Below are 26748 nucleotides of genomic sequence, written 5' to 3' on the forward strand. Positions count from 1 at the left end.
AATCCTATGCTGAAAACAGTGAAGAAACGGCTTTTCAAACACTCTCTAGTCCTCAGCCTCATCGGTCAGCAGGCCTATGCCGACCAAACCGTCAACGATTTTCTGGATTTATCGCCAGCGGAATTAGCTAATATTTCAGTGAGTATTGCCTCGGGTACCGCCAAATCGGTATCGCAATCGGCAGCAGTGACCACCGTTATCACCGCTGAGCAAATTGCCACGATGGGCGCTACCGATCTGCACGAGGTGCTGGAAACCGTACCTGGCATGCATGTTACGATCCAACCGGTGACTAACGACTATAGTTACACGATGCGCGGCATGCGCAATGAAACCAATGCCGAAGTCTTGCTCATGCTCAACGGCACACGTTTCTCCGTGCCCTATCAGGGTACGCATATGGCGGGAATGATTATTCCCGTCGAAAATATTCAACGTGTCGAGGTGATTCGCGGGCCGGGCTCCGCGCTTTACGGTGCCGACGCCTTCGCGGGGGTGATTAATATTGTCACCAAAAAGGCCGCGGATATTGATGGCGTCACGGTCGGCGCACGCGGCGGCAATGCCGATACTAAAAGCGCTTGGGGCCAATACGGCGGTAAATGGCAAGGCTGGGATGTAGCGGGTAGCCTGCAATATAGCCATAACGGGGTCGATCCCGAGCGAATCATCGCTGCCGACGCGCAAACCCAAGTCGACCAAGCGTTGGGAACGAATATATCCCTCGCTCCCGGCCCCATGCAAACCCAAAACGAACGCTGGAACAGTCATCTGAGTTTACAGCGCAAACATTGGGACTTGGGATTTTGGGCTTTTAACGAAAGCGACTACGGGTTTCGTTCCGGCGCTTATGGCGCGCTGGATAACAAGGGCAAGGGCAATGGCAGCAATTACTTGGCGGATGTGCGTTATTCCACTGAGGATGATCTGGAGAACTGGGAACTACAAGCACACGCCAGCTTTTTACATAGCGATGTATCCGCCAATATTTACGGATTTCCGGCCGGCTCAATTTTACCGATTGGCGCGGACAGCAACGTCACCGATCAACTGGCGGCGACCCGAGGCTTGGTGCTATTTCCGGAGGGGCTGCGCTTTGTCGCCGGTTTTAAAAATACTGTACCCAGTTTTGAGTTAACCAGTATTTACAAAGGCTTTTCCGATCATTTAATCCGCATGATCGCCGGCTTCCGGTATGAGGAGATGAACACCCAGGAAGCGCGCAATTACGGCGTAGGTGTTATTAACGGGTCCGGGCTATCGGCATTTCCCGCCATCAATGTTGCTGGCGGTTTACAAGACTTAACTGGAACCCCTCTCACATTCATTGACGACCATCATCGCGACATCTGGTCCGCGGCGATACAAGACGAATGGCAATTTGCCAAGGACTGGCACCTGACCACCGGTTTGCGCTTTGACCACTATTCCGACTTTGGCGGCACATTGAACCCCCGCGCTGCGTTGGTCTGGAACATCAATTCTGAATTGACTGCTAAATTGCTCTATGGACAAGCTTACAGAGCGCCAAGCTTCGTAGAACAATATCAGCAAAACAGTCCGCTTTTCCTTGGCAACCCGTCTTTGAGCCCGGAAACCATCTCAACTACCGAGCTGGCATTCGATTATCGTCCAACGAAAAATCTGAGAACCGCGTTGAATTTGTACCATTATGAGATCCGCGATTTGATTAGCGGCCCGATTTCCGGAGCCGGCACGCTAACCGAGCGTAACACGTCAGGTCAAGACGGCTATGGCAGCGAGTTTGAATGGGATTGGAAGTTTCACGCAGATTGGAATCTACGCGGTAACTACGCTTGGCAATTTGCCCGCAACGAAGCGACACACACCCGGGTTAGCAATGTCCCCGAGCATCATGTTTACACCGCACTCGCCTGGAATTTTATGCCGAAATGGCAGATTCAAACCCAAATTAACTGGATAGGTCACCGCCTTAGCAGCCCGGAAGATACGCGAGTTTTAAAAGATTATGAAACGGTCGACCTAACTTTAAATGCTAAAAAACTGATGGGATATCTGGATCTGACGGCATCGGCTAGGAACCTGTTCGATAGCCACGGCAAAGAACCGGCTACATCCAGTTATCCTTATAATTTGCCCATCGCCGGACAAACTTTTTATTTCGAGGCTGGTTTACACTTTTAGCTGCTTGCTTGCAGCGAATAATTCCGGTGGATGGCATCCAAAAGGTAAGCAACGATCTTACGGCTCAACCAAGCCTCGCCGGTAGCGACTGCGTGGATCATTCTGTTGATATAGGCCGCCAGCGACTGACTATTCTGATAGCCCTTGGCGCCGGCCAACACGCAGTGCAGAATTTGCTCTTCATGCAAGTCATCGCCGATGATCACGATATTACTGGTCGGACTGGCCGCCAATAACAAGTTGGTATAGTCGGGCGTTTGGCTACCGCGCAACGCAAAATTCAGCAAAATGATGTTGGGTTGGAGCTGTTCAGCAGCATTAAGAGCTTGGATCTCATCCGAATAAAACGCAACATCCGCTTCCGCCATCAACATCAGTGGCTGGATTTGGTCGATGTTATCGATTACTTGTATTTTCATGATAAATCTTGCTGTCTGTTAGCTGACTGGCTTGCCACTTTGACCTCCGGAACTAATTTGTTAAATTCCTACGGCATTGCCCCTGACTATTGAATTCAGTTGGTAACATCGATAAATCCGTGTAATCCACGCTTGGAATCGACCGCCAGCCAACGCCTTAAGTATTGCAGCTCTTCGGTAGATTGCAATTCTTCGAGGCTTTTTTTATTTTTCAACAATCTGAACGCGGCGGAAAGCACTTTGTAATTCTCACCCACTATACCGGCTCGCCGTAAGCCCACTATGTTGAGCCGATAATGTTTCGCGGGCCGGCCGCCTATCAGCATAAACGGAATCACATCCATGTTAATCCCCGTTGTGCCTTGCACGATGGCGTAAGCGCCGATCCGGCAAAATTGATGCACAACTACCGCCCCGCCCATAAACACGTTATGCCCCACCTCTACATGACCGCCAATCGCCACATTATTGGCAAAAATCGTTTTGTCACCAACCGCGCAATCATGGGCAACGTGGCTGTTGTTCATGAAATAGCAACCTGAACCGATCCTGGTAGCACTGCCAGCTACTGTAGCCCTATGGGCGGTAAATCCTTCTCGAAACACGTTATTGTCCCCAATCTCTAGCCACGACTCGGTTTGCGCATCAAACCCCAAATCTTGAGGTAAGCCGCCTAGCACAGCGTGCGGGTGTAACACATTACCGTCGCCCATTTTGACATGCGCATGCACTACGGCATGCGCACCTATTCGACTATTCGCGCCAATTACCGCACCCGCCTCTATCACCGCAAACGGCCCAACGCTGACGTTTTCTCCAAGCATGGCGCCGGTTTCGATAAAAGCGGTGGGATGAATCGATGCAGTCATGGTTAGCCTCTTGGATGATGTTGGGTATGTAATACTTTCAAACGCTGTTGGGCAATATGCGTATAAATTTGGGTAGTGGATAAATCCGAGTGGCCGAGCAGTAGCTGAACCACTCTAAGGTCAGCGCCATGATTCAATAAATGCGTGGCAAACGCATGACGTAGCGTATGCGGCGACAAATGTTTATCGATACCTGCCCGCACAGCATAGCGTTTGATAATGTGCCAAAAAGCCTGTCTGGTCATAGAAGTGCCCCGGGTGGTAACAAACAAATAGTCGCTTTGCCTATTCCCCAGGATTGCTTGTCTGGCAGTATTCAGATAACGTTCGGCCCAATCCATGGCTTCTTCACCAACCGGCACCAGGCGTTCCTTGTCGCCTTTGCCGACGATGCGCACACAACCTTGCCGAAAATTAATTTGGCTAAACTTCAGTTCGACTAACTCGGACACCCTCAGCCCTGTGGCGTAAAGCATTTCAAGCATCGTTCTATCCCTAAAACCCAACTTGTCGGTAACTTCCGGAGCATTTAACAACAATTCGACGTCGGTTTCTGACAATGAATCCGGCAACGTGCGGCCAAGCTGTGGCGAGTCTATTAATTGGGTAGGATCGATATTAATCTTACCTTCGCGCAGCAAATAACCGTAAAAGCGCCGCAAACAAGAGACAATTCTGGCCGACGAACGGCTGGTTATACCTTGTTGCTGTCTGTTAGCCAAAAAACTTTTGATCGTCGTGTCGTCAACAGCGGTTATATCCTTATCCTTCAGCCACTTCGCAAACAATTTAAGATCGCTGCCGTAAGCCGATAGCGTATTGTCGCTTAATCCAAATTCCAACCACAATGCGTTTAAGAATGCCTCTATGGTCTGCGCCGAATTCATTCCCTGTCCAATCCCAAACCACGCTCGTACTCGAGTAAACGGTGTTTAAGCGCCACAAACTCGCCGTCGCCCTGCCCCATAAAACCGCCGATGCCACGCTTTGCCACCACCCGATGACACGGGATAATCCCGGCATAAGGGTTATTTCGGCAAGCCCCCGCTATTGCTCTAGGTCCTGAACCCAGCGTTTCCGCCAACCCCGAGTATGTTTCCACTTGCCCGACAGGAATAGCCAATAACGCACTCCAAACCGTATTAGCGTACACGCTACCCTGGCTTAGCAAGGTAACATGCAGTTCGGTTTGCATCGGGTTTAACAGATAACTTTGCACACTAACAGCCTGTGGTGACAAAGTCTTAGTTAACTCTCCGCCAACGTGCCAAGATGCATCCGTAATGATTTCACCGGCCATGGTTAATATCAATTCCGCATTGAGTAGTGGCACGGCGAGCAGGGACTCTTCACCATCCGCAACATTTTGCCAAACGATATGTAAAGGCATCACACCTCTCTTTTGCTATCGGCAAAAAAAAAGGCAGCTGATCAGGCCGCCTTTTCTCATTACCTGATTCGCTATAAACGAACCAGATTGCAGCGTATTAAGAAAGTTTCTCTTTGATACGTGCGGCTTTACCAGCCAAATCGCGCAGATAATAAAGTTTAGCGCGACGAACGTCACCGCGACGTTTTACTTCGATACTGCCAACTGATGGACTGTGAGTTTGGAAAACCCGCTCAACACCCACGCCATGCGAAATTTTTCTGACAGTAAATGCTGAATTCAAACCGCGATTACGTTTTGCAATCACAATGCCTTCAAAAGCCTGTAACCTTTCCCGCGTGCCTTCAGTTACTCTAACTTGCACCACGACAGTGTCGCCAGGTCCGAATTCCGGTACATCTTTTTTCAGCTGTTCAGCTTCCAATTCTTCAATAATTTTACTCATAACCACACCCTATTAAACAACTTCAGTTCTAAATTCTTTCAACAAAGCATCCTGCTCTGCGCTTAATGTTACTTTTTCAAGCATATCCGGCCGCCTCGACCAAGTCCGTCCCAACGCTTGTTTCATCCTCCACCGCTTGATGTCGGCGTGATTTCCGCCGAGCAACACATCAGGGACGTCGCCAATATCGCTATGCTCGGGTCGCGTGTAATGCGGGCAATCCAACAGTCCATCAAAATGCGAATCTTGTTTAGCAGATTCATCGTCACCAAGTACGCCAGGAATTAACCTGGTAACCGCGTCGATTACTATCAAGGCTGCCAGCTCGCCACCGCTGATGACATAATCGCCCAGCGACCATTCTTCGTCGCAAGCATGCTGGATAAAACGCTCGTCTATGCCTTCATAGCGACCGGATACGAGGATCAATCGATCATAGCGACTCGCATCCAACAACAACTCTTGACTGAGCAAACGCCCCTGCGGACTCAAGCAAATTACTTTGCTGTTAGCCAAGACATAATGCTGCTTGGCTGCATTCACTGCGTCGAGCAAAGGTTGGCATTTCATGACCATTCCCGGCCCGCCACCATAAGGTCTATCATCGACGGTCCGGTGTTTATCGAGCGTGTAATCGCGGGGATTCCAAACCGACAAACCGACCAAGCCTCGTTCAATCGCCCTACCGGTTACTCCGTAACTAGCAGCATCGGATACCATCTCAGGGAAGAGACTGATAACGTCAAAACGCATGCCTTTAGTTAAAAGTCCGGATCCCAATCGACGAGAATCAAGCCTTCGTCAAGATCAATTTTTAAAACAGTACTCTGCTGCAAAAACGGAATCAGACGCTCTAACTCCCCGTCAACTACGACCAGAACATCGTTAGCGCCGGTTTCCAATAAATGATCAACTTTGCCTAATTGGCAACCCTCTAGATTGCGTACTTCCAGCCCAATCAGATCCGCCCAATAATATTCGCCATCGCTCGCTTTGGGTAATTGTTGCTTGCGAATCAAAATATCCGCGCCCATCAACCCTGCTGCAACATCTCTGTCAGTAATATCTTGCAACTCTGCGACGACCAAACTGCCTTGCCGCCGACCTCCAAGCAATTTAACTTCGTGGAAGTGGCTATTTTTTCGCAGAATCCATGGGGAATACTGCAATATGTTTTCACGGGGATCGGTGAAGGAATAGACTTTTACCCATCCTTTTACACCAAAAACGCCGGACACTTGGCCGACGTTCAAAAAATCCCCTTCTGACAAAGCTAAAATTAAGCGGCTGCTTTATCGGCGTCTTTAATCAATCTAGCGACGCGGTCAGTTGGTTGGGCGCCATTGGCTTTCCAATATTGGACGCGTTCGCTATCCAAAACCAATCTTTGCTCACCACCGCGAGCCAACGGATTAAAGAAACCTACGCGCTCGATATAACGACCATCGCGACTGCTTCTGCTGTCGGTAACAACAACATGATAGAAAGGACGATTCTTAGCGCCGCCTCTGGACAAACGAATGCTTACCATTTGGATACCTTAAATAACATTGAATCAAAAAACTTAATCAAACTATTCTACGCGATTTTTACAATAAGTGAAGGACAAATTACGACAATCACATTCTCATGCCGCGCATATTGCTCTTCAAACCGCGCATCATGTTAGCGATATTCCCTTTGCTGAATTTTTTCATCATCTTTTCCATCATTTGATGCTGCTTCAACACACGATTTACAGCTTGCAAATCCAAGCCGCAACCATCGGCGATACGCTGTTTCCGACCGCCTTTAATCAGATCGGGAAAACGCCGCTCTTGTTTGGTCATTGAGTTGATTACGGCAATCTGATGCGCCAGATCTTTGTCGTTGACTTTATCCTTAATATCTTTGGGCACTCCACCCATACCCGGCAGCTTATCCATCATCGCGCCAAGCCCGCCCATATTCTGCATTTGTTCAAGCTGCTCCTTCAGATCGTTCAAATCGAAGCTTTTGCCTTTTTGCAGCTTTTTGGCTAATTGCTCGGCCTTTTTTTTGTCGACATTTTGCTCGATATTCTCAATCAGCGACAACATATCGCCCATACCGAGAATACGCGAAGCCAACCGATCAGGATAGAAAGGCTCTAAGGCATCGGTTTTTTCGCCGACACCGATAAACTTAATCGGCTTGCCTGTTATATGCCGAATGGAAAGCGCCGCTCCGCCACGCGCGTCGCCGTCGGCCTTGGTCAGAATGACACCGGTCAATGGCAAGGCATCATGAAAAGCCTTGGCAGTGTTTGCAGCATCTTGACCGGTCATACTATCAACCACAAATAAGGTCTCAATCGGCTTGATTGCGGCGTGCAAAGCTTTGATCTCTGCCATCATCTCGTCATCGACATGCAAACGTCCGGCGGTGTCGACAATTACCACATCTAAAAATTGGCGCTTTGCTGCATCTATAGCCCTGTTGACAATATCAACAGGATTTTCGCTGACATCGCTTTCGAAAAATTTTAATCCAACATCGGCGGCCAACGTCTCCAATTGCTTAATCGCGGCAGGACGATAAACGTCAACACTCACCACGCCTACCTTTTTCTTTTTCTTTTCTTTAAGGTGACGACCCAACTTCGCCACTGTAGTCGTTTTACCCGCACCCTGAAGACCTGCCATCAATACGATTGCCGGCGGGTTGATCCGTAGATTCAGCTCTTCGTTAGCCGAACCCATCACCTTGACCAGCTCGGACTGCACCACTTTGATCATTGCCTGTCCTGGCGTCAAACTGGTTTGCACTTCCTGACCCAACGCGCGCTGAGTAACTTGATCGATAAAATCGGTCACTACCGGCAAAGCAACATCGGCTTCCAGCAAAGCCATTCTTACTTCGCGCATGGTGTCCTGGATATTGCTCTCGGTCAGACGACCTTGGCCTTTAATTTTTTTTAGTGTGCCACTGAGGCGATCAGATAAATTATCAAACATAGCTGCGTCTTTATTTTTCTAGGGTTCCGGCGGATGTCTGCCAACACAAACGGATTACAACAATTGGTCTGCTTAGTTTAACATAACCGAATCGCAACACCTTTTGATTATTCCCTAGCCATCGCCATGTACACCACACCCGTCGGCCTATTTTCGATATTAAGCTACGCGATTGCCGCAACATTGATCGTTAAAGAAATCTTTGGCGCCAAACCGCACCGGCTATCCATGCAACTGGCTTGGCTTGGCGCAGGCTCACATAGCGCCTACACCGTCCTGAACGTACAAAACCATGATGGATTCAACTTCAGTTTTTTCAGTACCGCATCGCTGGCAGGCCTGGTTATTTGCCTTCTGCTGCTAATTGCCTCGCTGGACAAACCTGTGGCAAAACTGGGCGTGTTGATTTTTCCAGTCGCTGCTGCCATGCTGGCTTTAGATATTCATTACCCAGCTACGCCACGCCTAATTGTGAACCACAATTGGCAGATGAGCACTCACATACTGACATCGATATTGGCATTCAGCCTATTAAATATCGCCGCCTTACAAGCCATTTTATTGGCCGTTCAGGATCAACAATTGCGCCATCGCCACCCCAAACGCTTTATGTTGGCTTTACCACCCTTGCAAGCCATGGAATCACTGTTGTTTCAAATGATTGCAACGGGATTACTGTTTTTGACCGCATCCTTAGTCACCGGCTTCTTTTTCGTAGAGGATTTATTTGCGCAGCATTTGGTTCATAAAACCGTACTATCGATACTGGCCTGGATAATTTTTTCCGCACTACTGTTCGGCAGGATTCGCTATGGCTGGCGTGGGCAAAGCGCAATTCAGTGGACCCTCATAGGCTTTACTTCATTACTATTAGCCTATTTCGGCAGTAAATTGGTTTTGGAATTGATATTGAAAAAAGTTTGACCCTTTAAAAATAGCCCGAGGCCACGCAGCACCACATCCGCAGTTAAAATCCAGCGGAAACCAACGCAGCCTTCATGGTGAGAGCAACTTCCAGATCAGGTTTTTGAGCCAAAATATAATCCAGCATCATGATAGCCGCATCATAGATTCCTTGCTCCGTATACAAGTTAGCCAATTTTATTTGCGCCAACGTATCGCTGGGGAATTGGCCGATGTAATTATTGTAGGCGTCTATAGCGACCATCACATCGCCATGCAGCCTTTGCATTTCCGCATATAAGGGTAAGTAGACGGGATTCAATTGCGACAAACACTGTAACGCTAAATTGGCGGTATGAGCGTCATCGCCATCGATACCGATATCCGCAATTCTTATCAGAGCCTGCTCTACCAACACACCACCACCGTCAACAATTTGTCGATATGCATCCAGCGCCTGGGCCGATGCGTGTTGCAATTCGGCCAAGTAACCAGTAATCAAATGGCGATACGGCTCAACCGCCTGCCGATCCTGATGCTTACTCAGACTAATCAGCAAATCACTCAATTCTTCGATTTTTTTATGCTTGAATAACAAGCCAGCCCTTTGCTTCAGACTTGAAAGATTTCCCTGGCTTTTGGCCTTGGCAAAATGCCGAGTATGTTTATCATGAACAATATCTAAGAAGCGTTTTTCAAAATCGGCAAATTGAGCCCGAACATCTACCGGCACCTCAGCGGCAGTAGCTTTCCACAATCTTGCGCGCCCAAAACTTCTGTCTTTTCGATATTGCTCCATTATCAAACCAAAATCCGGCACATCCGCATATTCCTGTTGCCTGGCCTTAACTCTTTCAACAGCATCATCCAACAAACACATCAATTTCGCTGCACCTTCCCGATAGGCGTCATAGAAAACATTGCCAAGTTGCTTGGCTTCTTCAGCACTCCACGCCTCATCGTTAAATGCCTTAGTCAACTTGATAAAACTTCTGATACCAAAGCTTTTTACCAACTTGCTGTAATGCCTATGTTCTCGCTTAAACTTCTTCTCGATCTGATCCAGTCTTTTTTTATCCTTATAGTTTCCAATGACCCCATCGGCACTATACATCTCATCGTTGACACGGCGCGCATTCTCCGCCAGACGGGCAATTCCTTTGATCTGAAATTGGGCACGCCCCAACTCATCAAGAACTTGTTTGTAATATTTACTATGCTCAGCGGCTTCGCTAACGCGCTCGGCTACGATTTCAGCCACATTAATGGAGCCATCCCCAAATTCAATTTCGGATATGGGTAAATACTCGATATTTTCGACTTTGGCAGAACCGCCGGAAATATTGAAAATCCGACATCCCATGCCAGACAACTGTTTCGCCTGAAAACCCAGCGAGAGAATAGCCTGTGAAAAGTCGCAACTAGTAGGTGCCATAAATCCGGCATTTGTCTCTACTTGCAACGATGTCAAATTAAAGCGTGGCCCGGCCAGTTGCTCGTCGCTACCGCTGGCATGCGTGAAGCCTTCTTTGGTGAAGCATAAGTCTACGCCGGCGAGCACTATTCTTTTGAAGCCAAAATGATACGCCACGCTCAGCGCAGTATTGGTCACCGTCGGACCCGCACTGCCAATATTCGCTACATTCAGTGGCGACGGCCAAGGTAGTCGCGGACCAAGATAGAACCCAAGACCGTGCCATTGGTTAACTAAAGTGGGGACAGTGTGGTAGGAATAGACAAAAATCGGTTTGCTGCTGAACTCGAGCATTTCCTTGCTGATATCAAAGCTCAGATCAGTCGGATCCACCGAAAACACAAAATCCGGCTCGATATTGGCTTGTAATAACTGGCGAGAAATTCTGGAAACCGCAAAAACCACAACGTCGTTCCGATGCGATCTGAGCCATGGTAAAACCTCATCAAGCGAGGGACCACCCGCCAAAATTAATACCGTCTTATCGACAAAGGCCTTTTCCAGCACTTTTGCCGGCCGTTGGTTATCGGCTAGGTTAATAATCTGTCTAGCAATAAACGCCTCGCTACCCAGCTCGACGCTAATTTGCCAATGCAGTTGCGATAGAACTTCCGTGATATGCCAACTTAGCTCTGCATACTCCTCTATATAATCGTCTTGCGCACAAATTGCATTGTAGGAGCGTACTGCGTTGATATACAAATAGTCGTTTATTTTGAAATTTTTAATAGCCTCCGGCCATTGCTCCAAACCAACACACAGAATCTTCTCATCCAAGCCATCAAGCAATTGGTTTTGTTTTAAAGCCTGCAAAACACCTTCCGGCTCAATGAAGAGGTAGCGCGTACCCTTTGGTAAAAACTTGCTTTGCAGGTATTTTGGCAATAACCCTGAATCCGTGCCGATAACCACATTAAGCGTATCTTCGGCAAACAGATCCTTACCAAACTTCGCGTCAAACAACACTCCAGCACTCACTCTATCGAAGCTGTTTCTATTCAGGTTGAAAAAATATTTTTCACCAAAATCATTTACGCCTATTGGCCCTAAGTCATATTGTCTCACCTGATCAAGTTCATCATCCATTTGCTACTTCTTGATTAAAGTTTACGGAATCTCACTAGCTACGCATCAGCTTAGCATTCCTATATTCAAATGCACCGTGAATTCAGGTTAAATAATGCTGGTGCTTTTATTTCAATAGCTGTAATACACCCTGGGTTACTTGATTAGCCTGAGCCAACATTGCCGTACCGGCCTGCTGCAGAATTTGACTGCGGCTTAAATTCGCAGTTTCGGCAGCGAAATCGGCGTCCATGATCCGCGAACGTGCAGAGCTTTGATTTTCAATAGAAGATTGCAAGTTAGAGATAGTGGTCATAAATCGATTTTGTATCGCACCTAAATTCGAGCGGAACGTATCTATGCGCTTTATAGCGGTATCAATAGCAGATATTGCTGACCGTACTTTAGCAGAAGCTGCTCCAGATCCAATAGAGTAACCAGCCGCACCAAAAAGTGCGCTTAGACTCGTGACTTTTATCAAGTCTGAAACCGTAACAGAAACTTGGTTGTCTGCTGCAGTATTCGCACCCACTTGAAAATTCGCACCTATTAACGAGCCGTTTAAGATTTTTTTTCCGTTGAATTCGGTATTTTGAATAATCCTTTTCACTTCAGACCCCAATTGCCTGAATTCAGTCTGTAGTTTATCTCTGTCACTACCACTTACAGCAGCCCTGTTAGCGGCTTGCACAGCCAAGTCACGCATCCGTTGCAATGTCTCAGTTATTGTGCCCATCCCAGCTTCCGCAGTTTGCGCCATGGAGATACCGTCGTTGGCATTGCGCATAGCAACAGTCATACCGCGAATTTGCGATGTCATCCGGTCGGCAATCGCCAAACCGGCGGCATCGTCTTTAGCACTGTTGACTCTGAGACCTGATGATAAGCGCTCCATAGACATTTGCAGGCTATCGTTAGTCCGCGTCAGAAACTTCTGACTATTCAATGACGCGATGTTTGTATTGATGACCATTGATGATGGCATGATCGTTCTCCCGGTTGATACTAAATGGAATAGGCATTATTGCCGCCACTAAACATCAATCACTTTTCATGCCAATGTATAAAAATCCCTTTTAAATTCAATAATTAAAAAATAATACGCTATTAGCATCATCAAGAACGGCTAAAACACACCCGATCAAAGGCGGTTTCGCCAATTAAACAGCCTTAAGCCAATTAGAACGACATTTTTTTGACTCGCCCCTCCGAAATACCTTACCTAGAAGAACCACATACCAAATACCTCCAATAAAAACAAAAAAATTAAATTAAATCAACAATATACACAAGAATCACATAACTTGAGGATCGCTATTTCAATATACGAAAGGATTACAAAAACGTCGAAGAGTGCTTCAAGCTGAAATCAGGCAAACAATTGAGAACCTTAGAAGAACACACAGAGGAGCGGCATTTCATTGCCGCCAGAACAACAATCAAGAAATTAAGGGGTATATCGATACGCTGAACAGCGTGTTGGAACGGGATGACCCGGGGAAAAACGGGGATAAGTCTGAATCAGATAACTTAGTAACTGTTATAAGCCTGCATTGCCTTGCGGCCGCGATCCAAGACTGATTGCTGAGCAGCCGAGAGCGACTTTTGCTCTTCGATATAAGAAATAAAAACCGCATCCTGCTCAAGCATCGACTGAGCTACTTGCTTGACAAGTAGTTTTTTATGCTCTGGCAAGCACGCTACGCCCGCAAAAAACTGTTCTAAACAAACTTGCCTTTTATCCAAAATATCAGCCAGCCCCTCCCATTCCGCTTTTAGTATGCACTCTTGGATATTGTCAGCAAAACCTTGTAATTGTTGCTGCCACTCCAAGAAATTAGGATCCGGGAAATCAAGAGACATCAGGCAATCGCATCCCAGGCTTCTTTGACGTCTTTCATCAATACAGTTACCTCGTTTAATATGTCCTCGCTGTTTTCACTGCTTGCCTGTAACAGCCGAAAGTTGATGTAATCGTATAATTGGCGAAGATTGACGGCAATTTCGCCACCCTGCTCTAGGTCAAGCACCTCATTCAGACCACCAACTATGCCAATTGCCTTGGATATATAGATACTTTTCGCTTCCATATCCCCGTGAGTAATTGCACCTTTAGCAGAATTGATTCGAGCCAAGAACCCTTCCATCAACATTTGAATCAGCCGATGGGGAGATTCCTCGCCAAAATTGCTTGAGGTATGGACCTCTGCGTATTGTCTAGCGCCTTTTCTATGAGCATCAACGTACATGGGAAAACCTCTTCATTACAATTTGCTGATCCAGTTACTTAGAAAAGAACCGGTTGATTTAAATTTACCTACATTGACGTCCATGGCTGTGAATTGTTTTTGCAAAGTCTTTTGCAAATTATCCAGCCTAACCTGCACGTCGGCTTTACGACTATCCAAGGCTGACAATTGTTTTTTCAGCGATGTTTGCTGACTATCCAACGGCCCACCCGATTGCAATACGTTATCCAATTTTGAATAAAGCCGGGTCGCTACGCCATCAGACGACGAAAACACGTCACTTACAGATTGTAAACTGGCACTCAATGCGGTGTTAAGCTGCGTGCTATCCAATGACATCACGCCATCTTTATCTATTTTTATGCCGATCATGGCTAGCGAGTTATAGCTGCCCGTTGCTGAAGAAACCGGATTTGCCGAATCCTGCCTGACTTGAGAAGTCACGTAACGCAGGGTAGCATCGCCGATTAACGCACCATTTCCGGAACTGCTACCGCCAGTACCTCCACCATATTTGCCCAAATCTTTGGAAGTGGTATGTAACTTGTTGTACGCAGTGACGAAACTTGTCAGCGTTTTATTGACAGCCTCATTGTCCAAACTAACATCGACGTTTACTTTGGTACCCACTTGAGCAGATTTCAAATCTAAGGTCAGACCTTGGATGACATCGGTTATGGAATTGGTGCTTCGTGTCGCGGTTTGACCATCGACTTTGATAATAGCGTCGGTAGCCGTTGTCTGAGCGCTCAAGTTAGAAGAAAAAATTTGTGACAATCCTGACGTATCGGCGTTGTTACCATCGTCATCGGTACCCGTCACAGTAAATGAGTTGGCGAGTCCTGAATTTTTGGCTGTGAGGACTAACTTGGAAATCGTGCCGGTGCCGGTCGAGTTGTCGACGTTAACGATACTTGCGGTAACGGAGGTATTGCCGGAAGCGTTGTTGATAGCGTCCCTGATTCCCAACAACGTGTTATTGCCCGAAGCAACCGTCACATTGAACGAAGCTCCGGCGGTGGTTGCGATAGTCAAAGATCCAGTCCCAACGGTGGCAGCCGAGTTGGCAAACTCCCCCGAAATAGATTTTTGCGCCTTCGCCAACTGAGTAACTTCGACGGCATAAGACCCGGCCACGGATCCTGCACCCGCCGCGACTTTTAGGATAGATTCGTCGGCAGACGCGGCTTTATGCGTTTTAAACAGATTCCCATCTTTAAGTTTGCTTACGACCGTCTGGAAATCGGACAACGCGCTTTTCAAGGTCCCCAACCCACTCAAGCGCGTATTCGTTGTGTCTTGTTGCCGCTGTATCGCATTCAGTGCCGGCTGACCTTCAGCTGTCACCAATTGCGACACGAGGGTGCCAATATCGATACCGCTACCAATACCCGTCGACGAAACTATGCTCATGACACTCTCCTCATCCGACTAACTTACTAAGCACGATCCTGAATCATAGAGCCTTGTTGGCCATCTAACTCCTGCATTCTTCTGATAAACGCCAGCATTTCTTCGGACGGAATTTGCCGCACGACATCACCCGTTTCACTATCAACGACTTTCACCACTAATTCCTTGGTTGAATCATCTACTTTGAATTGGAGATTACGGTTAACCGATTGAAGCAGCGAATTTCCTTTATCTGCCGCTTTTTTTACCGAATCGAAAGAAGGCTTGGCTTCGTTCTGTTTGTCCTGTTCCTGATTCGAGACTAAAGAGGACACAGTCGAGTCATTTTGCAACGCGGAAATACCAGGGCTACGCTTTTCGGCATCGGCCTTGGGGCCCGCAAATGATTTTTCATCCGTTTGCTTATCGGCTTTAGCAACAGTCACGGGAGATAGCTTTAATACATTTGAAATCTCACTGTTCATGACATTCACCTTATGCTTTTCGTATTAAACGGGAGGTTACGATAAGCAACCTCCCTATCAAAGCTACCTTAGCAAACTCAACACGGATTGACCGGACTGATTAGCCTGCGCCAGCATCGCTGTACCCGCCTGTTGCAAAATTTGCGTTTTACTCAAATTGGATGTCTCAGTTGCAAAATCGGTATCAAGGATACGCGATCTTGCGGCGCTTTGATTTTCAATTGAAGATTGCAGATTAGCAATTGTGGTCGTAAACCGGTTTTGAATCGCACCCAAAGTAGATCTGAAAGTATCGATCTTCTTGATGGCACTATCAATAGCGGATATTGCTGACCGAACTTTGGTTGATGCTGCACCAGATCCAATTGAATAGCCAGCCGCACCGAACAGCGCACTCAAACTGGTTACTTTTTCTAGATTGGATACAGTAACCGAAACTTGGTTGTCGACTGTGGTATTCGCGCCGACCTGAAAGTTAGCACCTGCCAAAGAGCCATTGAGGATCTTCTTACCGTTGAATTCTGTGTTTTGAATGATCCTTTTGATCTCTGCACCCAGTTGTTTAAATTCAGTTTGCAGTTTGTCTCTATCTGTGCCACTCACTGCCGCCCGGTTGGCAGCTTGAACAGCTAAATCACGCATCCGTTGTAAAGTATCAGTGATTGCCCCCATACCAGATTCAGCTGTTTGCGCCATCGAAATACCGTCGTTGGCGTTTCTCACTGCTACGGTCATACCGCGAATTTGCGATGTCATTTTATCGCTGATGGCTAAACCTGCCGCGTCGTCTTTTGCAGAATTAATCCGCAAACCAGAAGACAACCGCTCCATTGAGGTAGCTAGCGAGTCATTAGTTTTATTAAGGAAACGTTGACTATTCAACGATCCGACGTTTGTGTTGATTACCATTGCCATGATGTTACCCTCCAAATTTCGAAAACATTCAACGCTTCGAAGATTTTGTGTTGTGTTGAATTAAAAGGATTTGTTTCAAACTCGAATGTTGTATCGGCCCGGGCTTGGAGAACTTTAACCCTCTAATTCAGAAATATTGGGCGAATTCGCCCTGTGCTCTTAGAAAATCGGCTTCACGACCAATATCCAACCAGTAGTCATTGACCGGAAACATAGAGACTATCTCGCCTGCAGCCACTTGCTGGTTTAATAAGGTCGGCATATCCAGCTTTTGCTGGGCTGCGATGCTGTTGATCAAACTGTGATCCAGCACATAAATTCCCGCGTTGGCCAAGCAGCTTTGCAAGGGTTTTTCTTCAATCCCCACCACTCTTTGCTGCTCCAATCTCACTACCCCGTAGGGAATTTGGTACTCGTATTGGCGTACGCACAAGGTGGCAATCGCTTGCTGTTCGTTGTGATAAGCCAGTAACCTGGAAAAATCGATCTGGGTCAGAATATCCCCATTCATCACAATCAATGGCACGTCCGGCAAATTATCCGGCATCAAGCCGATAGCGCCAGCCGTACCCATGGGTTCGGTCTCATCGATATAGTCGATCTTAATTCCCCAACGCCCACCATCACCAAAGTAGTCTTTGATTTGCTGCGCTCGGTAATGCACGGCTATATAAAACTGTCTAAACCCTGACTTAACGAAATTCTCGATGATGGTTTCCAAAATGGGCTTGCCGCCGATTTCTAACAGCGGCTTGGGGCATTCGTCCGTATAGGGCCGCAAACGGGTACCAAATCCACCCGCCATCAAAAACACCGGATTGGGGAATGCCGGCTGCTTATATAGCGCCTGCAACGACTCCAGCCGCACTACTCTGCCTTGTTCATCGACAACCGGTAATTGGTAGAGATGATGACCCTCCATCATGGCAATCAACTGGGTCTTGCTGTCATTTAAAGCGGCAACTTTCGGCCGCTTATTCATCACCTCGAAAACCGGATGTTCCAGAGATAAGCCGCGAATCAAGGCCCGACGAATATCGCCATCTGTGACCACACCCAGCAATTTTTCTTGCTCATCCACGACCAACGCAATCTGCAAGGCCGCGCGATCAATCACCTCGATGGTTGCTCGCAACGTCGCTTCCGGGCGAATCAATACCTGCTGCCAATGCTGTTTCATTTATCAATCCTGTTGCAAATTCTGTATGTGCGAACGCGGCGGATAGACGATCTGCTTGCAACCGACATCGCGCGTCACCACGCTGCCCGCGCCCACTACGCTGCCGGAACCGATACGTAGGCCTTGAATGATGGTAGCGCCGGTGCCGATGTGCACCTTGTCGCCCAATTCCACCCCGCCACTCAGCACCGCACCGGGTGCAATATGCGCATCGCGACCAATACGGCAATCGTGCTCGACAATCGCTCCGCTATTAATTATGCAGTTTTCAGCAATTTGCGTGCCTGTCTGAATAATGGCGCCCGCCATGACCTGCACGCCGTTGGCCAGTTGTACGTCGCTTGCTGTAAACGCGCGAGGGTCGACCACGGCTTTAAACCTGTAACCTTGCGCCAGAAAGCGCTGGTACAAGTTCGCGCGCAAGCCGCCATCGCCCGGCAGAGAACCAATGCCGTTGACTAACGCGATACCATCCGCTGCATAAGCCCGTATTGCCGAGTCGTCGCCCAATACCCTGACTCCGAAGTGCTCGCTGCCGGGCAGTCGGTGAGGATCGGCTATGCCCAGTATCTCAATCTCCAACCGCCGTAACATGTCGAGCAGCACCCGCGCATGTCCGCCGCTTCCCAGCAAAATGACCGGCTTACTCATTCGATCAAGTCATCCACGTCATAACAACGATGACTGGTTTGACCAAGCAATCGCCAATATTCCATCGGACTCAGGCCGGTTCCAGGCCGCTTGGTCGTCAAATTTTCGGCGCTAAAAGTTTCACCCACTGCTATCAAACTATTCGCCACCAAACTTTTGCGGGCGACCGTGCGATTTTGCAATTCCACCGCTTGCGGCATCTTGCCGGGACGGCCAAGTGCCTGTTCGACGGCGCGAATATCGCGCACCATTTGCTTTAATTCAGCGGGTTCCAGTGACACTTGGTGATCAGGGCCTTTTTGACTTCGGTCCAAGGTGAAATGTTTTTCTATCAATACCGCGCCCCGCGCCACGGCGGCAATCGGCACGACCAGTCCTTCGGTGTGATCCGAATAGCCGACCGGCAGACAAAAAGCCTGCTGCAACACGTCCATCGCCCGCAAATTTACATCCTTCATCGGTGTCGGATATTCGCTGGTGCAATGCAGCAAGGTGATTTTTTCATGTAAAACCGCTTGCCCAGCTTCCGAACTGTAGGCTTGTTGAAATGCCGCCAAAGACGGTTGCTTCCCACCCAACAAGCCAAACGCCAAAACCCCCAGCGCGGTTTCCACCTCACCTAGCGTAGCCATGCCGGTGGAGACAATGATGTCCTTGCCGGTTTGGGCGTGGGCCAGCAAAAACGGACCATTGGTAATCTCACCCGACGGGATTTTCAGTTTGCATAGACCAAGCTCGTCCACCAAAAACGCCAAACTATCGAAATCGAATGCGGTCGACAAAAACTCAATACCTTGGCTTTGGCAATAATCACGCAACTGAAAATGAAATTCATATTTCAACTCCAGCTTGCGCAGCATATCCAACTGGCTCTCGGCCGCGCCTGTCGTGTGTTTTTGATATTCCGCCTTGCTCGCGGACTGGGTGACCAGTTTTTCGGCTTTAAAGGTCTGGAACTTCACGGCATCGGCACCCGCCGCCACAGCGGCATCGACCAGTTGCATAGCGGTTTGCAAACTACCGTTATGGTTGACGCCCGCTTCGGCAATAATGAACACACTCATTCAAGCACCTCTAAATCGAAAAAACGCTTCTTCAGCAGCCCATTCACCGGCGTCTGCTTCAGTAATTCTTTGATCTTCAACGATGCGCCGCCTCGCCCGTAAGGATTTTCAACCTGCGCCAAGGTGTCGGTAAATGCCCCGGAAAATACCGTGTGCAAAGCAGCCCGGATCGCATCAGCCTGCGGCTGGCAATGCAATACGCTATCCGCACAAATTCGTCCCCGCTGGCGATCACCGATATTGACAGTAGCGATACGAAAAGCCGGCGCTTCTATGATACCGCTGGACGAATTGCCGACTACCGCATCGACCAACTTCAGGGTCGACAAATAACGCAGAGAACCCAGGGAAACATAGCTACTTACTCGGCGGGAATGGCGTCGTCGATACTCCTCTATCATGCTGGCGATCACCCGGCCGTCGGCATCGGCATTGGCATGAGTAAATATGATATGCACATCGTCAAACTCATCCAAAGCCTGCAGCAGCTGGGCAAACTGCTCGGCCGCCGTCGCCGCTTCCAAAGTCACCGGGTGAAAGGTGACCAACAGGTTGCGTGTCCCAAACTTGAAATCCAGCGCTTGTTCCAGCTCAGCTTTGTCCAGCAATGGCAACTTATAAACGCTATCCAACCCCGGTGCGCCAACGTTGAACACGCGATCAGGCTGCTCACCGAGCTGCATCACCCGCCGCCGGTAGACCTCGGTTGACGTGAAATGCAGATGAGCCATCTTGCTGATCGCATGGCGAATCGCATCGTCGACCGCGCCTTCGGTGAGTTCACCGCCATGAATATGGGCAATTGGGATGCGTAAATTCATTGCCGCTTGCGCCGCCGCGAATATCTCGAATCGATCGCCGAGCACCACAACGATATCCGGTCGTAATTCGTGCAAGGCATCGGCGAAACCGATCAAACCCAAGCCCATGGCCTTGCTGATGCCGACCGGCGTATCCGACGACAACAACATTTCCACCTTGCGGTTGATCGTAAAACCATCGGCAGCAATTTGCTGCCAGGTCAAACCGAACTCCGGCGACAAATGCATGCCGGTCACGACTAACTGTAAGTCTAGGTCCGGGTCCGCTTGAATTTCCTGCAGTAGCCAATACAGCAAACCGTATTCCGCTCGGGAACCGGTCACGACACAGATTTTACGTGGCGCGCCAGTCGTCATACGACCACGCTACTGGGCACGTTGACCAGCCGTTCGGCCAACCGGCGCGATTGCAGCAGGTTATCGCGTTGGCAATGTTGGTACATCGGCAAATCAGGCATCAGCTCCCACAGCGGCCGAGTCATCACCCCGCGAGCATTACTAAATTCCAGAAAGGCGTCGCGCTGCGTAATGTCATCAAGCAACAAGGCGTTGAGCCAGTAATTGGCATCAGTTCCGGCCGGTTCTTCGACGATTTGCGCACCTTTGGCTTGCGCCCAATCCAGATAACGTTGCGCCAATGCACGTTTACGCCGAACAAAATCAGGCAATTGTTCGAGCTGCGCCAACCCCAGGGCGGCATTCAAATTCGGCATGCGGTAGTTGTAACCGATTTGGTCGTGTTCGAATTTCCATGCATGCGGTAATTTAGCCGTGGTCGTCAGGTGTTTGGCCCGACGCGCCAGTTCCTCGTTGTCGGTCAAAATCATCCCGCCGCCGCCCGTGGTGATGATCTTGTTACCGTTGAAGCTAAGCACCCCAAGTTTGCCGAAAGTGCCGCAATGCTGGCCATTGAGTCGGCTACCCAACGCTTCCGCGGCATCTTCCACCAACGGCATGCCGAAGTCGTCGCATACTCGAATCAACCCAGCCAGATCGCAAGGATGGCCGAAGGTATGCATCGGCAAACAGGCGGCGATGCGCTTGCCGCTGGTTTTGTTGTAAACGCCATCATCGCAGCGTTCGCCGAATCGATCCAAAAACTCCGCCAAGGCCAGCGGCGACAAACCTAGCGTCGCCGCATCAATATCAATAAACACCGGCTCGGCACCGCAGTAATGAATCGCATTGCAGGTGGCGACAAAAGTCACCGCTTGAGTAATCACTTCTTCGCCGGGCTGAACGCCGGCCAGCAACAGGGCAACGTGCAGCGCGGCGGTGCCGTTGACGGTGGCTATCGCGTGCTTGGCACCGGTGTATGCAGCGATTTTGCTTTCGAACTCGGTGACATACGGGCCGACACTAGACACGAAGGTACTGTCGATCACATCCAGCAGATACTGTTTTTCGTTACCGGCGAAGCGCGGTTCGTGCAAAGGGATGAATTGTTCGGTTTGATAAATCTCCCGGACCAAGCGGATAAAGCTGTCAAACATTGTAAATATCCGCTTTGTATCGTTTCAGATTATCCGGCTCGGTAAACCAGGCTACGGTGCGGCGCAAACCCTCCTCCAAAGTCACTTGCGGGGCAAAACCGGTCAGTTGTTTGATCTTGCTGTTGTCGCACCACAAGCGGTTCACTTCGGACTTCTCCGGCCGCAACCTTTGCTCGTCCACCAAAAATTCGACATCGCTGGCCATGATGCTTTTGATCAGATTCAGCGTTTCGCCGACAGAAATTTCGAAATTGGAGCCGATATTCACCGTTTCGCCTATGGTTTGCGCTGACTCGGCCAAGGCGATAAAGCCCCGGCAGGTATCTTCCACATAATTAAAATCACGGGTCGGTGAGACATCGCCGAGTTGGATCTGTTTTTTACCGGCGGCAATCTGGGTAATGATGGTCGGAATCACCGCCCGCGCCGATTGCCTGGGGCCGTAAGTGTTAAACGGCCTGGCGATGGTAACAGGCAGATTAAAGGCATTGAAAAAACTCATCGCCATCGCATCGGCGGCGATTTTGGAAGCGCTGTAGGGCGATTGCGGTTGCAACGGATGTTTCTCGTCGATCGGCACATATTGCGCGGTGCCGTAGACTTCGCTGGTCGAAGTATGAATCACCCGGCTAACGCCTGCATCGCGGGCCGCCTGGCAGATGTTCAAGGTGCCGCGGATATTGGTATCGACATAGCTATCCGGCGCGACATAGGAATAGGGAATCGCTATCAACGCAGCCAGATGAAATACGGTGTCGACGCCGCTACAAATACTGCGGCAAAAAGCCGGATCGCGTAAGTCGCCGCAGACCACTTCAATGTCGTATTTACAGGCGACATCATCCAGCCAGCCCCACGAGTTAAACGAATTGTATTGCGCCAAGGCTCGCACCTGTAAACCGCGCGCCACCGCCATTTCGGTTAGATGCGAGCCGATGAAACCGTCAGCGCCGGTGATCAATACGTTATTCATAATTAATGTTCTGTAAATTGAATGCGGCGCCAAGATTACCAACTCGCCCGGCCGCTATTAAATCGATCACGAAACCAAGCCGTGCAGGATAAATGCCTCCGCCATAGCCCAATCTTCTTCAGAATCGATGTCCAAGCTCTGAATCGCATTCATAACCAACGGCACAGTTTTAGGAGGATAAAAAGACTTGTGTTCTAACAAATAATCCGCCTTACACAAATACATTGCACCGTTAGGTGTCAACAATGGCTGCTGCTGTCGACTGGTTTGCGTCACCCGTTCGCTGTCCAATGCTCTCAAAAGCCCGTCCTCGCATCGAAATAGCGTGGTTAAATCACGATAAATTTCCTTACATCCAATTACTGCATCCGCGCGCTGATCGTTTACAAGCGATACAGCTTTTTGAATTGTAGACGCAGGTCGAAATGGCGATGTCGGCTGCAACCACATCACAAATGCGGGCAAATAGCGGTATTGTTGTTTAAACCAACCAAGCGCATGTTCGATTACCTGTAAAGCAGACGCGTTATCGCTTGCGCAATCCGCCGGGCGCAAAAACGGCACCACCAGCCCCATATCCCGCCCCAGTTCAGCATAAACCGAGCTATCAGTGGAAAGAAGAATTACCGAATCGACGAGTTTAGCGTCATTTACCGCATCAACAGTCCACTGAATGAGTGGTTTACCAAGAAGAGACCTGATATTTTTATCGACGACACCCTTGGAACCGGAACGCGCCGGGATGATTACCAGTATCTTAACGTCGTTATTGTTTTCCACTTGATCGGATTTGCTAGGCATGGCTTGACAATTTTTTGTCCTACTGAGCTCTCCAGATTAACGATAACCCCAACTACCATGTTACATGCATTAAGTGGCATACAACAGGCCTCCCTATTAATACCTGACAATTTTAATATAAACATCAAATTAGCTTAGAATCTCATCAACCAAGCCTTTTATATCCAGGCTCATATTTGCAAGAATCCGACCGGATTTGCCGTCTATTCTTTTTGAAAACATGGTTTTCACGGCATACAGAAGATCCGCTTTATTGCTGACCCATACCATCAGATCGGAATCAATTTGAAATTTATCATAGTGACAAATAAAGCTCCTAGTAGATATGGTTGGGGTACCTAGAAAACACGCTTCAGTATTCAACGTTCCCCCACCACCTATAAACAATCCCGCAAAAGCTAATAAATGTTGAATTACTACTTTTTCTTTCAAAACTGTTGCAAACGGAAATTCGGATTCCAAGTATTCCGATTCGTAACGAGGCACAATTACAATATTTGCACCGGTAATATCGAATATATCACGCATCGCATCATAGAGCAGTGGATGTCTATCGTTGACATAACTGGCCTTATACTCCTCCTCCCTAACAACGATAAAAGGCTGATCCACATCTAACCCATATTTATCAAAAACAGATGCAATATAGTTACGATCTGCCACAAAATCCTTCAACCAGATATAGGGATCAATAAACTCATACTGTCTAACCTGGTGCGACTCAAGTGAAAAACGGGTAAATATTTCATCAGGAACTACGAATGGCTTAAAAGCCTTAGTAGACAACGGCAATGTCAATCTAGCCTGAGGAAGAGCCTTCATGAAATCGGTACTGAAATCCGACAAGGGAATATCGTAAAAATTAATTATAGGAATTCCAAGACCAAACGCAACCCTATTTGCGTCGACACTGCACAAACAGACAAGACGATTGATGTTATAAGCAGAGACAAATTCAATTAATGACAATTGGCGATCAATAGACGCTTTTAATTTATCCCTTAACTGACTCCCGCCAAAAGATCCGCGATTTACATAGTCAATATCGTATAATTCTAAAAGATCTGTAACTTCCTCGTAACCCTCACTTGAACGTGCCGTAACTAAAACATCTAGTCCTCGCATTTTAATCGCCTCTATCATCGGCCTGAAGAAAAGCACGGACTTGGGCGTCACAATATCAAACCAGATCATGACAATATACTAAAAATAACTATTGTCGTTACATGTATAAGCTTTGATACCATCTACAAAACAAATAGAGAGAGTAAATATGCTGCTTAAAACCCTGCGCTTTTCCCTCTTCATAGAGAAACCTAATAAAGTCATCTGAAAATATACCCAAGTCCGCATTCACGCGAAGCATCGTCATCAAAATGTTATCTTTGTAATGAAGATACAACCATTCTATGAATGGAGAGCTAAAACCTTTTTTTCGCCTATTTACTATACCGGGTGACAAATATTTTTGAGCAACTTTTTTCAGTAAATATTTGTTAGTGTTTCCCAGCTTAATATCATCAGAGACTCCCATTAAATACTCTACTAACCGATAATCCAAAAATGGCGTCCTTATTTCCAGAGAGTGCGCCATAGACATCCTGTCAAGCTTCGTCATCAGGACTTCTGCTATCCAGATCTTAAAATCGACGTACGTCAACCAGCGCGCCTTTGAATCGTAGGGCGACTTAAAACTCGATACTTGAGGAACAGAAATTCCATTAAAAAGCATCCTTTGCTGATCAGCGGTAAATGTTTCTCCGCTTGAAAAAAATACTTCCTTTCCACGAATTCTTCTATTTTTTATCTCCCACTCCCTTGTTAAATTAAAATCACCCGGATCGCATCCAATACCGGAGTAGGCATTGAGCATAGTAAAATAATTGTCATAACCTAAAAATATTTCATCGCTTCCTTCGCCGCCAATGGCTACTTTTATATTGTTCTGGTGAATATATTTGGAAAGCAGAAATAAAGGTATACATGCCGAATCCGCCATAGGCTCATCAAGATAATCGAGAATTTCTTCAAAGCTACCGATGTACTCATTTACATCGACACGTAATTCATGATGATCCGTAGATATTTCTATTGCGGTTTGTCTAGCCGGTGAAAGTTCGCAATAGCGATCGAAGTTTTCATATCCGATACTAAAACTGTTGATCCTGCGTTCGCTATGTAATGCGTAAAGTTTAGCTACCATTGCCGAATCCAGGCCACCGGAAAGAAGAACCGCCACTTCTTCATCACCCACTAGACGATCCTGTACAGCTTGATTGAGCAACTTATCAATATTTGTTACCACTTCACCCTCACTATCGCTGAGATAGGGGATTGAGGCAATGTCATAATAACAGGCTACTTCAAATGAATCGGCGACGACGACTAGTGAATGCCCAGGTGGTAATTTATAGATACCCTGAAAAAAGGTTTGATTAGCAATAGGAGCTTGAAACGCCAAATACTGATGTAAAGCCATGACGTTAAGATCAGGTAAAAAGTTCAACTGAGCCAAAACCGCTTTTAGCTCACTACCAAAAATAAAATTCCCTGAGTTTCTATAATAATAAAACGGCTTTTTTCCGAAGCGGTCCCGCGCACAGAAAAACAGATTTTTTCGAGCGTCATAAATACAAAATGAAAACATCCCATTCAAAGAATTCAGAAACTTAATCCCGTACTTCAAATAGAGTAATAGTATTACTTCGGTATCACCCTCGGTCTGAGTGACTAAATTTTCTTGCGCGATTAATTGTTTATAATTGTAAATCTCACCATTGAAAACAATAGTAACATCATCTAATCGCATAGGCTGATTGGAAACATCACGCGAATCAATAATAGCAAGCCGGGCATGTCCTAAAAAAACATTTTCTTGCATAAAATAGCCTTGATGGTCCGGCCCTCGATGCTTAATCAAATTCAGTAAGTCCTCAACACGCTTAGTTGGCAGACAATTGGCGCCGATTATGCCGCACATCAAAAGCCTCCCGAGCGCTGACCAAATACCGGAAATGC

27 protein-coding genes are annotated in these 26748 nt (G+C 47.8%); 2 read left to right on the forward strand and 25 right to left on the reverse strand.

The features are described 5' to 3' along the window. The first annotated feature begins 6 nt into the window (after window positions 1–6). Complete coding sequence (locus ACWAU0_RS02795; protein ID WP_458138244.1) at window positions 7–2166, forward strand: TonB-dependent receptor plug domain-containing protein; 2160 nt, start codon at window positions 7–9, stop codon at window positions 2164–2166. On the opposite strand, the gene ACWAU0_RS02800 is transcribed toward ACWAU0_RS02795, so the two are convergent. The 9 genes from ACWAU0_RS02800 to ffh all read right to left on the reverse strand — a co-directional run bounded on the left by ACWAU0_RS02800 (window position 2163) and on the right by ffh (window position 8264). Then, window positions 2163–2585 (reverse strand): transcriptional regulator, encoded by a 423-nt coding sequence (locus ACWAU0_RS02800; RefSeq protein ID WP_205453398.1) that lies wholly within the window; start codon window positions 2583–2585, stop codon window positions 2163–2165. The two genes, ACWAU0_RS02795 and ACWAU0_RS02800, sit on opposite strands and share 4 nt — an antisense overlap. A gap of 95 nt (window positions 2586–2680) precedes the next feature. Next, a complete protein-coding gene (lpxA, locus tag ACWAU0_RS02805; protein WP_205453397.1) occupies window positions 2681–3454 on the reverse strand; it encodes an acyl-ACP--UDP-N-acetylglucosamine O-acyltransferase in 774 nt (257 codons plus the stop codon). A gap of 2 nt (window positions 3455–3456) precedes the next feature. Continuing rightward, window positions 3457–4341, reverse strand: a complete 885-nt coding sequence (gene xerD, locus ACWAU0_RS02810; RefSeq protein ID WP_205453396.1) for a site-specific tyrosine recombinase XerD — start codon at window positions 4339–4341, stop codon at window positions 3457–3459. Further along, entirely contained in the window at window positions 4338–4844 is a 507-nt protein-coding gene (locus tag ACWAU0_RS02815) for a methylated-DNA--[protein]-cysteine S-methyltransferase (RefSeq protein WP_205453395.1), read from the reverse strand. The genes xerD and ACWAU0_RS02815 overlap by 4 nt, the downstream gene beginning before the upstream one ends. 97 nt (window positions 4845–4941) lie before the next feature. Further along, complete coding sequence (gene rplS, locus ACWAU0_RS02820) at window positions 4942–5289, reverse strand: 50S ribosomal protein L19 (protein ID WP_020484866.1); 348 nt, start codon at window positions 5287–5289, stop codon at window positions 4942–4944. 12 nt (window positions 5290–5301) lie between these two features. Next, window positions 5302–6042, reverse strand: a complete 741-nt coding sequence (trmD, locus tag ACWAU0_RS02825; protein WP_458138245.1) for a tRNA (guanosine(37)-N1)-methyltransferase TrmD — start codon at window positions 6040–6042, stop codon at window positions 5302–5304. Window positions 6043–6050: 8 nt separating this feature from the next. After that, complete coding sequence (gene rimM, locus ACWAU0_RS02830) at window positions 6051–6542, reverse strand: ribosome maturation factor RimM (protein ID WP_253734497.1); 492 nt, start codon at window positions 6540–6542, stop codon at window positions 6051–6053. A 26-nt stretch (window positions 6543–6568) separates the two neighbouring features. Further along, window positions 6569–6820 (reverse strand): 30S ribosomal protein S16, encoded by a 252-nt coding sequence (rpsP, locus tag ACWAU0_RS02835; RefSeq protein WP_033157173.1) that lies wholly within the window; start codon window positions 6818–6820, stop codon window positions 6569–6571. Between the two features lie 88 nt (window positions 6821–6908). Further along, window positions 6909–8264, reverse strand: coding sequence for a signal recognition particle protein (ffh, locus tag ACWAU0_RS02840; RefSeq protein WP_033157174.1), 1356 nt, complete (start codon window positions 8262–8264; stop codon window positions 6909–6911). A gap of 126 nt (window positions 8265–8390) precedes the next feature. On the opposite strand from ffh, the gene ACWAU0_RS02845 reads away from it, so the two are divergent. Then, complete coding sequence (locus ACWAU0_RS02845; protein WP_458138246.1) at window positions 8391–9188, forward strand: cytochrome C assembly family protein; 798 nt, start codon at window positions 8391–8393, stop codon at window positions 9186–9188. Window positions 9189–9231: 43 nt separating this feature from the next. Here the strand turns inward: ACWAU0_RS02845 and ACWAU0_RS02850 are convergent, their stop codons facing one another. The 16 genes from ACWAU0_RS02850 to asnB form a co-directional block, all read right to left on the reverse strand. Next, entirely contained in the window at window positions 9232–11727 is a 2496-nt protein-coding gene (locus tag ACWAU0_RS02850; RefSeq protein WP_458138247.1) for a 6-hydroxymethylpterin diphosphokinase MptE-like protein, read from the reverse strand. A gap of 106 nt (window positions 11728–11833) precedes the next feature. Beyond that, window positions 11834–12691 carry a flagellin N-terminal helical domain-containing protein gene (locus tag ACWAU0_RS02855; protein WP_192394772.1) on the reverse strand — a complete coding sequence of 286 codons (858 nt, stop codon included), beginning with the start codon at window positions 12689–12691 and terminating at the stop codon, window positions 11834–11836. A 545-nt stretch (window positions 12692–13236) separates the two neighbouring features. Continuing rightward, the gene (locus tag ACWAU0_RS02860; protein WP_319960454.1) at window positions 13237–13569 is read right to left on the reverse strand and encodes a hypothetical protein; all 333 of its coding nucleotides are present in this window, start codon (window positions 13567–13569) and stop codon (window positions 13237–13239) included. Beyond that, on the reverse strand, window positions 13569–13955 hold the full coding sequence (gene fliS / locus ACWAU0_RS02865) for a flagellar export chaperone FliS (RefSeq protein ID WP_026602079.1): 387 nt from the start codon (window positions 13953–13955) through the stop codon (window positions 13569–13571). Before fliS ends, ACWAU0_RS02860 begins: the two co-directional genes overlap by 1 nt. A 15-nt stretch (window positions 13956–13970) precedes the next feature. After that, window positions 13971–15368, reverse strand: a complete 1398-nt coding sequence (gene fliD / locus ACWAU0_RS02870) for a flagellar filament capping protein FliD (protein ID WP_458138248.1) — start codon at window positions 15366–15368, stop codon at window positions 13971–13973. A gap of 26 nt (window positions 15369–15394) precedes the next feature. Further along, window positions 15395–15832 carry a flagellar protein FlaG gene (locus ACWAU0_RS02875; protein ID WP_458138249.1) on the reverse strand — a complete coding sequence of 146 codons (438 nt, stop codon included), beginning with the start codon at window positions 15830–15832 and terminating at the stop codon, window positions 15395–15397. A gap of 63 nt (window positions 15833–15895) precedes the next feature. After that, window positions 15896–16747 carry a flagellin domain-containing protein gene (locus ACWAU0_RS02880; RefSeq protein ID WP_458138250.1) on the reverse strand — a complete coding sequence of 284 codons (852 nt, stop codon included), beginning with the start codon at window positions 16745–16747 and terminating at the stop codon, window positions 15896–15898. Window positions 16748–16874: 127 nt separating this feature from the next. Next, window positions 16875–17927, reverse strand: a complete 1053-nt coding sequence (locus ACWAU0_RS02885) for a nucleotidyltransferase family protein (RefSeq protein WP_458138251.1) — start codon at window positions 17925–17927, stop codon at window positions 16875–16877. A gap of 3 nt (window positions 17928–17930) precedes the next feature. Next, window positions 17931–18578: an acetyltransferase gene (locus ACWAU0_RS02890; RefSeq protein ID WP_458138252.1), complete on the reverse strand. Its 648-nt coding sequence runs from the start codon at window positions 18576–18578 to the stop codon at window positions 17931–17933. Then, window positions 18575–19642: an N-acetylneuraminate synthase gene (gene neuB, locus ACWAU0_RS02895; RefSeq protein ID WP_458138253.1), complete on the reverse strand. Its 1068-nt coding sequence runs from the start codon at window positions 19640–19642 to the stop codon at window positions 18575–18577. Before neuB ends, ACWAU0_RS02890 begins: the two co-directional genes overlap by 4 nt. Continuing rightward, complete coding sequence (gene neuC / locus ACWAU0_RS02900; RefSeq protein WP_458138254.1) at window positions 19639–20820, reverse strand: UDP-N-acetylglucosamine 2-epimerase; 1182 nt, start codon at window positions 20818–20820, stop codon at window positions 19639–19641. The genes neuB and neuC overlap by 4 nt, the downstream gene beginning before the upstream one ends. Continuing rightward, complete coding sequence (locus ACWAU0_RS02905) at window positions 20817–21956, reverse strand: LegC family aminotransferase (RefSeq protein ID WP_458138255.1); 1140 nt, start codon at window positions 21954–21956, stop codon at window positions 20817–20819. Before ACWAU0_RS02905 ends, neuC begins: the two co-directional genes overlap by 4 nt. Next, a complete protein-coding gene (locus tag ACWAU0_RS02910) occupies window positions 21949–22929 on the reverse strand; it encodes an NAD-dependent 4,6-dehydratase LegB (RefSeq protein WP_458138256.1) in 981 nt (326 codons plus the stop codon). The genes ACWAU0_RS02905 and ACWAU0_RS02910 overlap by 8 nt, the downstream gene beginning before the upstream one ends. 66 nt (window positions 22930–22995) lie before the next feature. Next, window positions 22996–23730: an acylneuraminate cytidylyltransferase family protein gene (locus ACWAU0_RS02915; protein WP_458138257.1), complete on the reverse strand. Its 735-nt coding sequence runs from the start codon at window positions 23728–23730 to the stop codon at window positions 22996–22998. A 129-nt stretch (window positions 23731–23859) separates the two neighbouring features. Next, complete coding sequence (locus ACWAU0_RS02920; protein ID WP_458138258.1) at window positions 23860–24924, reverse strand: DUF354 domain-containing protein; 1065 nt, start codon at window positions 24922–24924, stop codon at window positions 23860–23862. 28 nt (window positions 24925–24952) lie between these two features. Next, the gene (gene asnB / locus ACWAU0_RS02925) at window positions 24953–26710 is read right to left on the reverse strand and encodes an asparagine synthase (glutamine-hydrolyzing) (protein ID WP_458138259.1); all 1758 of its coding nucleotides are present in this window, start codon (window positions 26708–26710) and stop codon (window positions 24953–24955) included. Between the last annotated feature and the right edge of the window lie 38 nt (window positions 26711–26748).

Source organism: Methylomonas sp. Uni0009, from assembly GCF_054188105.3.

Excerpts from the sequence above, each read along its gene's own strand:
- ACWAU0_RS02795 (WP_458138244.1), top strand. The coding sequence starts at position 7 with ATGCTGAAAACAGTGAAGAAACGGCTTTTCAAACACTCTCTAGTCCTC.
- ACWAU0_RS02800 (WP_205453398.1), bottom strand. The coding sequence starts at position 2,585 with ATGAAAATACAAGTAATCGATAACATCGACCAAATCCAGCCACTGATG.
- lpxA (WP_205453397.1), bottom strand. The coding sequence starts at position 3,454 with ATGACTGCATCGATTCATCCCACCGCTTTTATCGAAACCGGCGCCATG.
- xerD (WP_205453396.1), bottom strand. The coding sequence starts at position 4,341 with ATGAATTCGGCGCAGACCATAGAGGCATTCTTAAACGCATTGTGGTTG.
- ACWAU0_RS02815 (WP_205453395.1), bottom strand. The coding sequence starts at position 4,844 with ATGCCTTTACATATCGTTTGGCAAAATGTTGCGGATGGTGAAGAGTCC.
- rplS (WP_020484866.1), bottom strand. The coding sequence starts at position 5,289 with ATGAGTAAAATTATTGAAGAATTGGAAGCTGAACAGCTGAAAAAAGAT.
- trmD (WP_458138245.1), bottom strand. The coding sequence starts at position 6,042 with ATGCGTTTTGACGTTATCAGTCTCTTCCCTGAGATGGTATCCGATGCT.
- rpsP (WP_033157173.1), bottom strand. The coding sequence starts at position 6,820 with ATGGTAAGCATTCGTTTGTCCAGAGGCGGCGCTAAGAATCGTCCTTTC.
- ffh (WP_033157174.1), bottom strand. The coding sequence starts at position 8,264 with ATGTTTGATAATTTATCTGATCGCCTCAGTGGCACACTAAAAAAAATT.
- ACWAU0_RS02845 (WP_458138246.1), top strand. The coding sequence starts at position 8,391 with ATGTACACCACACCCGTCGGCCTATTTTCGATATTAAGCTACGCGATT.
- ACWAU0_RS02850 (WP_458138247.1), bottom strand. The coding sequence starts at position 11,727 with ATGGATGATGAACTTGATCAGGTGAGACAATATGACTTAGGGCCAATA.
- ACWAU0_RS02855 (WP_192394772.1), bottom strand. The coding sequence starts at position 12,691 with ATGCCATCATCAATGGTCATCAATACAAACATCGCGTCATTGAATAGT.
- ACWAU0_RS02860 (WP_319960454.1), bottom strand. The coding sequence starts at position 13,569 with ATGTCTCTTGATTTCCCGGATCCTAATTTCTTGGAGTGGCAGCAACAA.
- fliS (WP_026602079.1), bottom strand. The coding sequence starts at position 13,955 with ATGTACGTTGATGCTCATAGAAAAGGCGCTAGACAATACGCAGAGGTC.
- fliD (WP_458138248.1), bottom strand. The coding sequence starts at position 15,368 with ATGAGCATAGTTTCGTCGACGGGTATTGGTAGCGGTATCGATATTGGC.
- ACWAU0_RS02875 (WP_458138249.1), bottom strand. The coding sequence starts at position 15,832 with ATGAACAGTGAGATTTCAAATGTATTAAAGCTATCTCCCGTGACTGTT.
- ACWAU0_RS02880 (WP_458138250.1), bottom strand. The coding sequence starts at position 16,747 with ATGGCAATGGTAATCAACACAAACGTCGGATCGTTGAATAGTCAACGT.
- ACWAU0_RS02885 (WP_458138251.1), bottom strand. The coding sequence starts at position 17,927 with ATGAAACAGCATTGGCAGCAGGTATTGATTCGCCCGGAAGCGACGTTG.
- ACWAU0_RS02890 (WP_458138252.1), bottom strand. The coding sequence starts at position 18,578 with ATGAGTAAGCCGGTCATTTTGCTGGGAAGCGGCGGACATGCGCGGGTG.
- neuB (WP_458138253.1), bottom strand. The coding sequence starts at position 19,642 with ATGAGTGTGTTCATTATTGCCGAAGCGGGCGTCAACCATAACGGTAGT.
- neuC (WP_458138254.1), bottom strand. The coding sequence starts at position 20,820 with ATGACGACTGGCGCGCCACGTAAAATCTGTGTCGTGACCGGTTCCCGA.
- ACWAU0_RS02905 (WP_458138255.1), bottom strand. The coding sequence starts at position 21,956 with ATGTTTGACAGCTTTATCCGCTTGGTCCGGGAGATTTATCAAACCGAA.
- ACWAU0_RS02910 (WP_458138256.1), bottom strand. The coding sequence starts at position 22,929 with ATGAATAACGTATTGATCACCGGCGCTGACGGTTTCATCGGCTCGCAT.
- ACWAU0_RS02915 (WP_458138257.1), bottom strand. The coding sequence starts at position 23,730 with ATGCCTAGCAAATCCGATCAAGTGGAAAACAATAACGACGTTAAGATA.
- ACWAU0_RS02920 (WP_458138258.1), bottom strand. The coding sequence starts at position 24,924 with ATGATCTGGTTTGATATTGTGACGCCCAAGTCCGTGCTTTTCTTCAGG.
- asnB (WP_458138259.1), bottom strand. The coding sequence starts at position 26,710 with ATGTGCGGCATAATCGGCGCCAATTGTCTGCCAACTAAGCGTGTTGAG.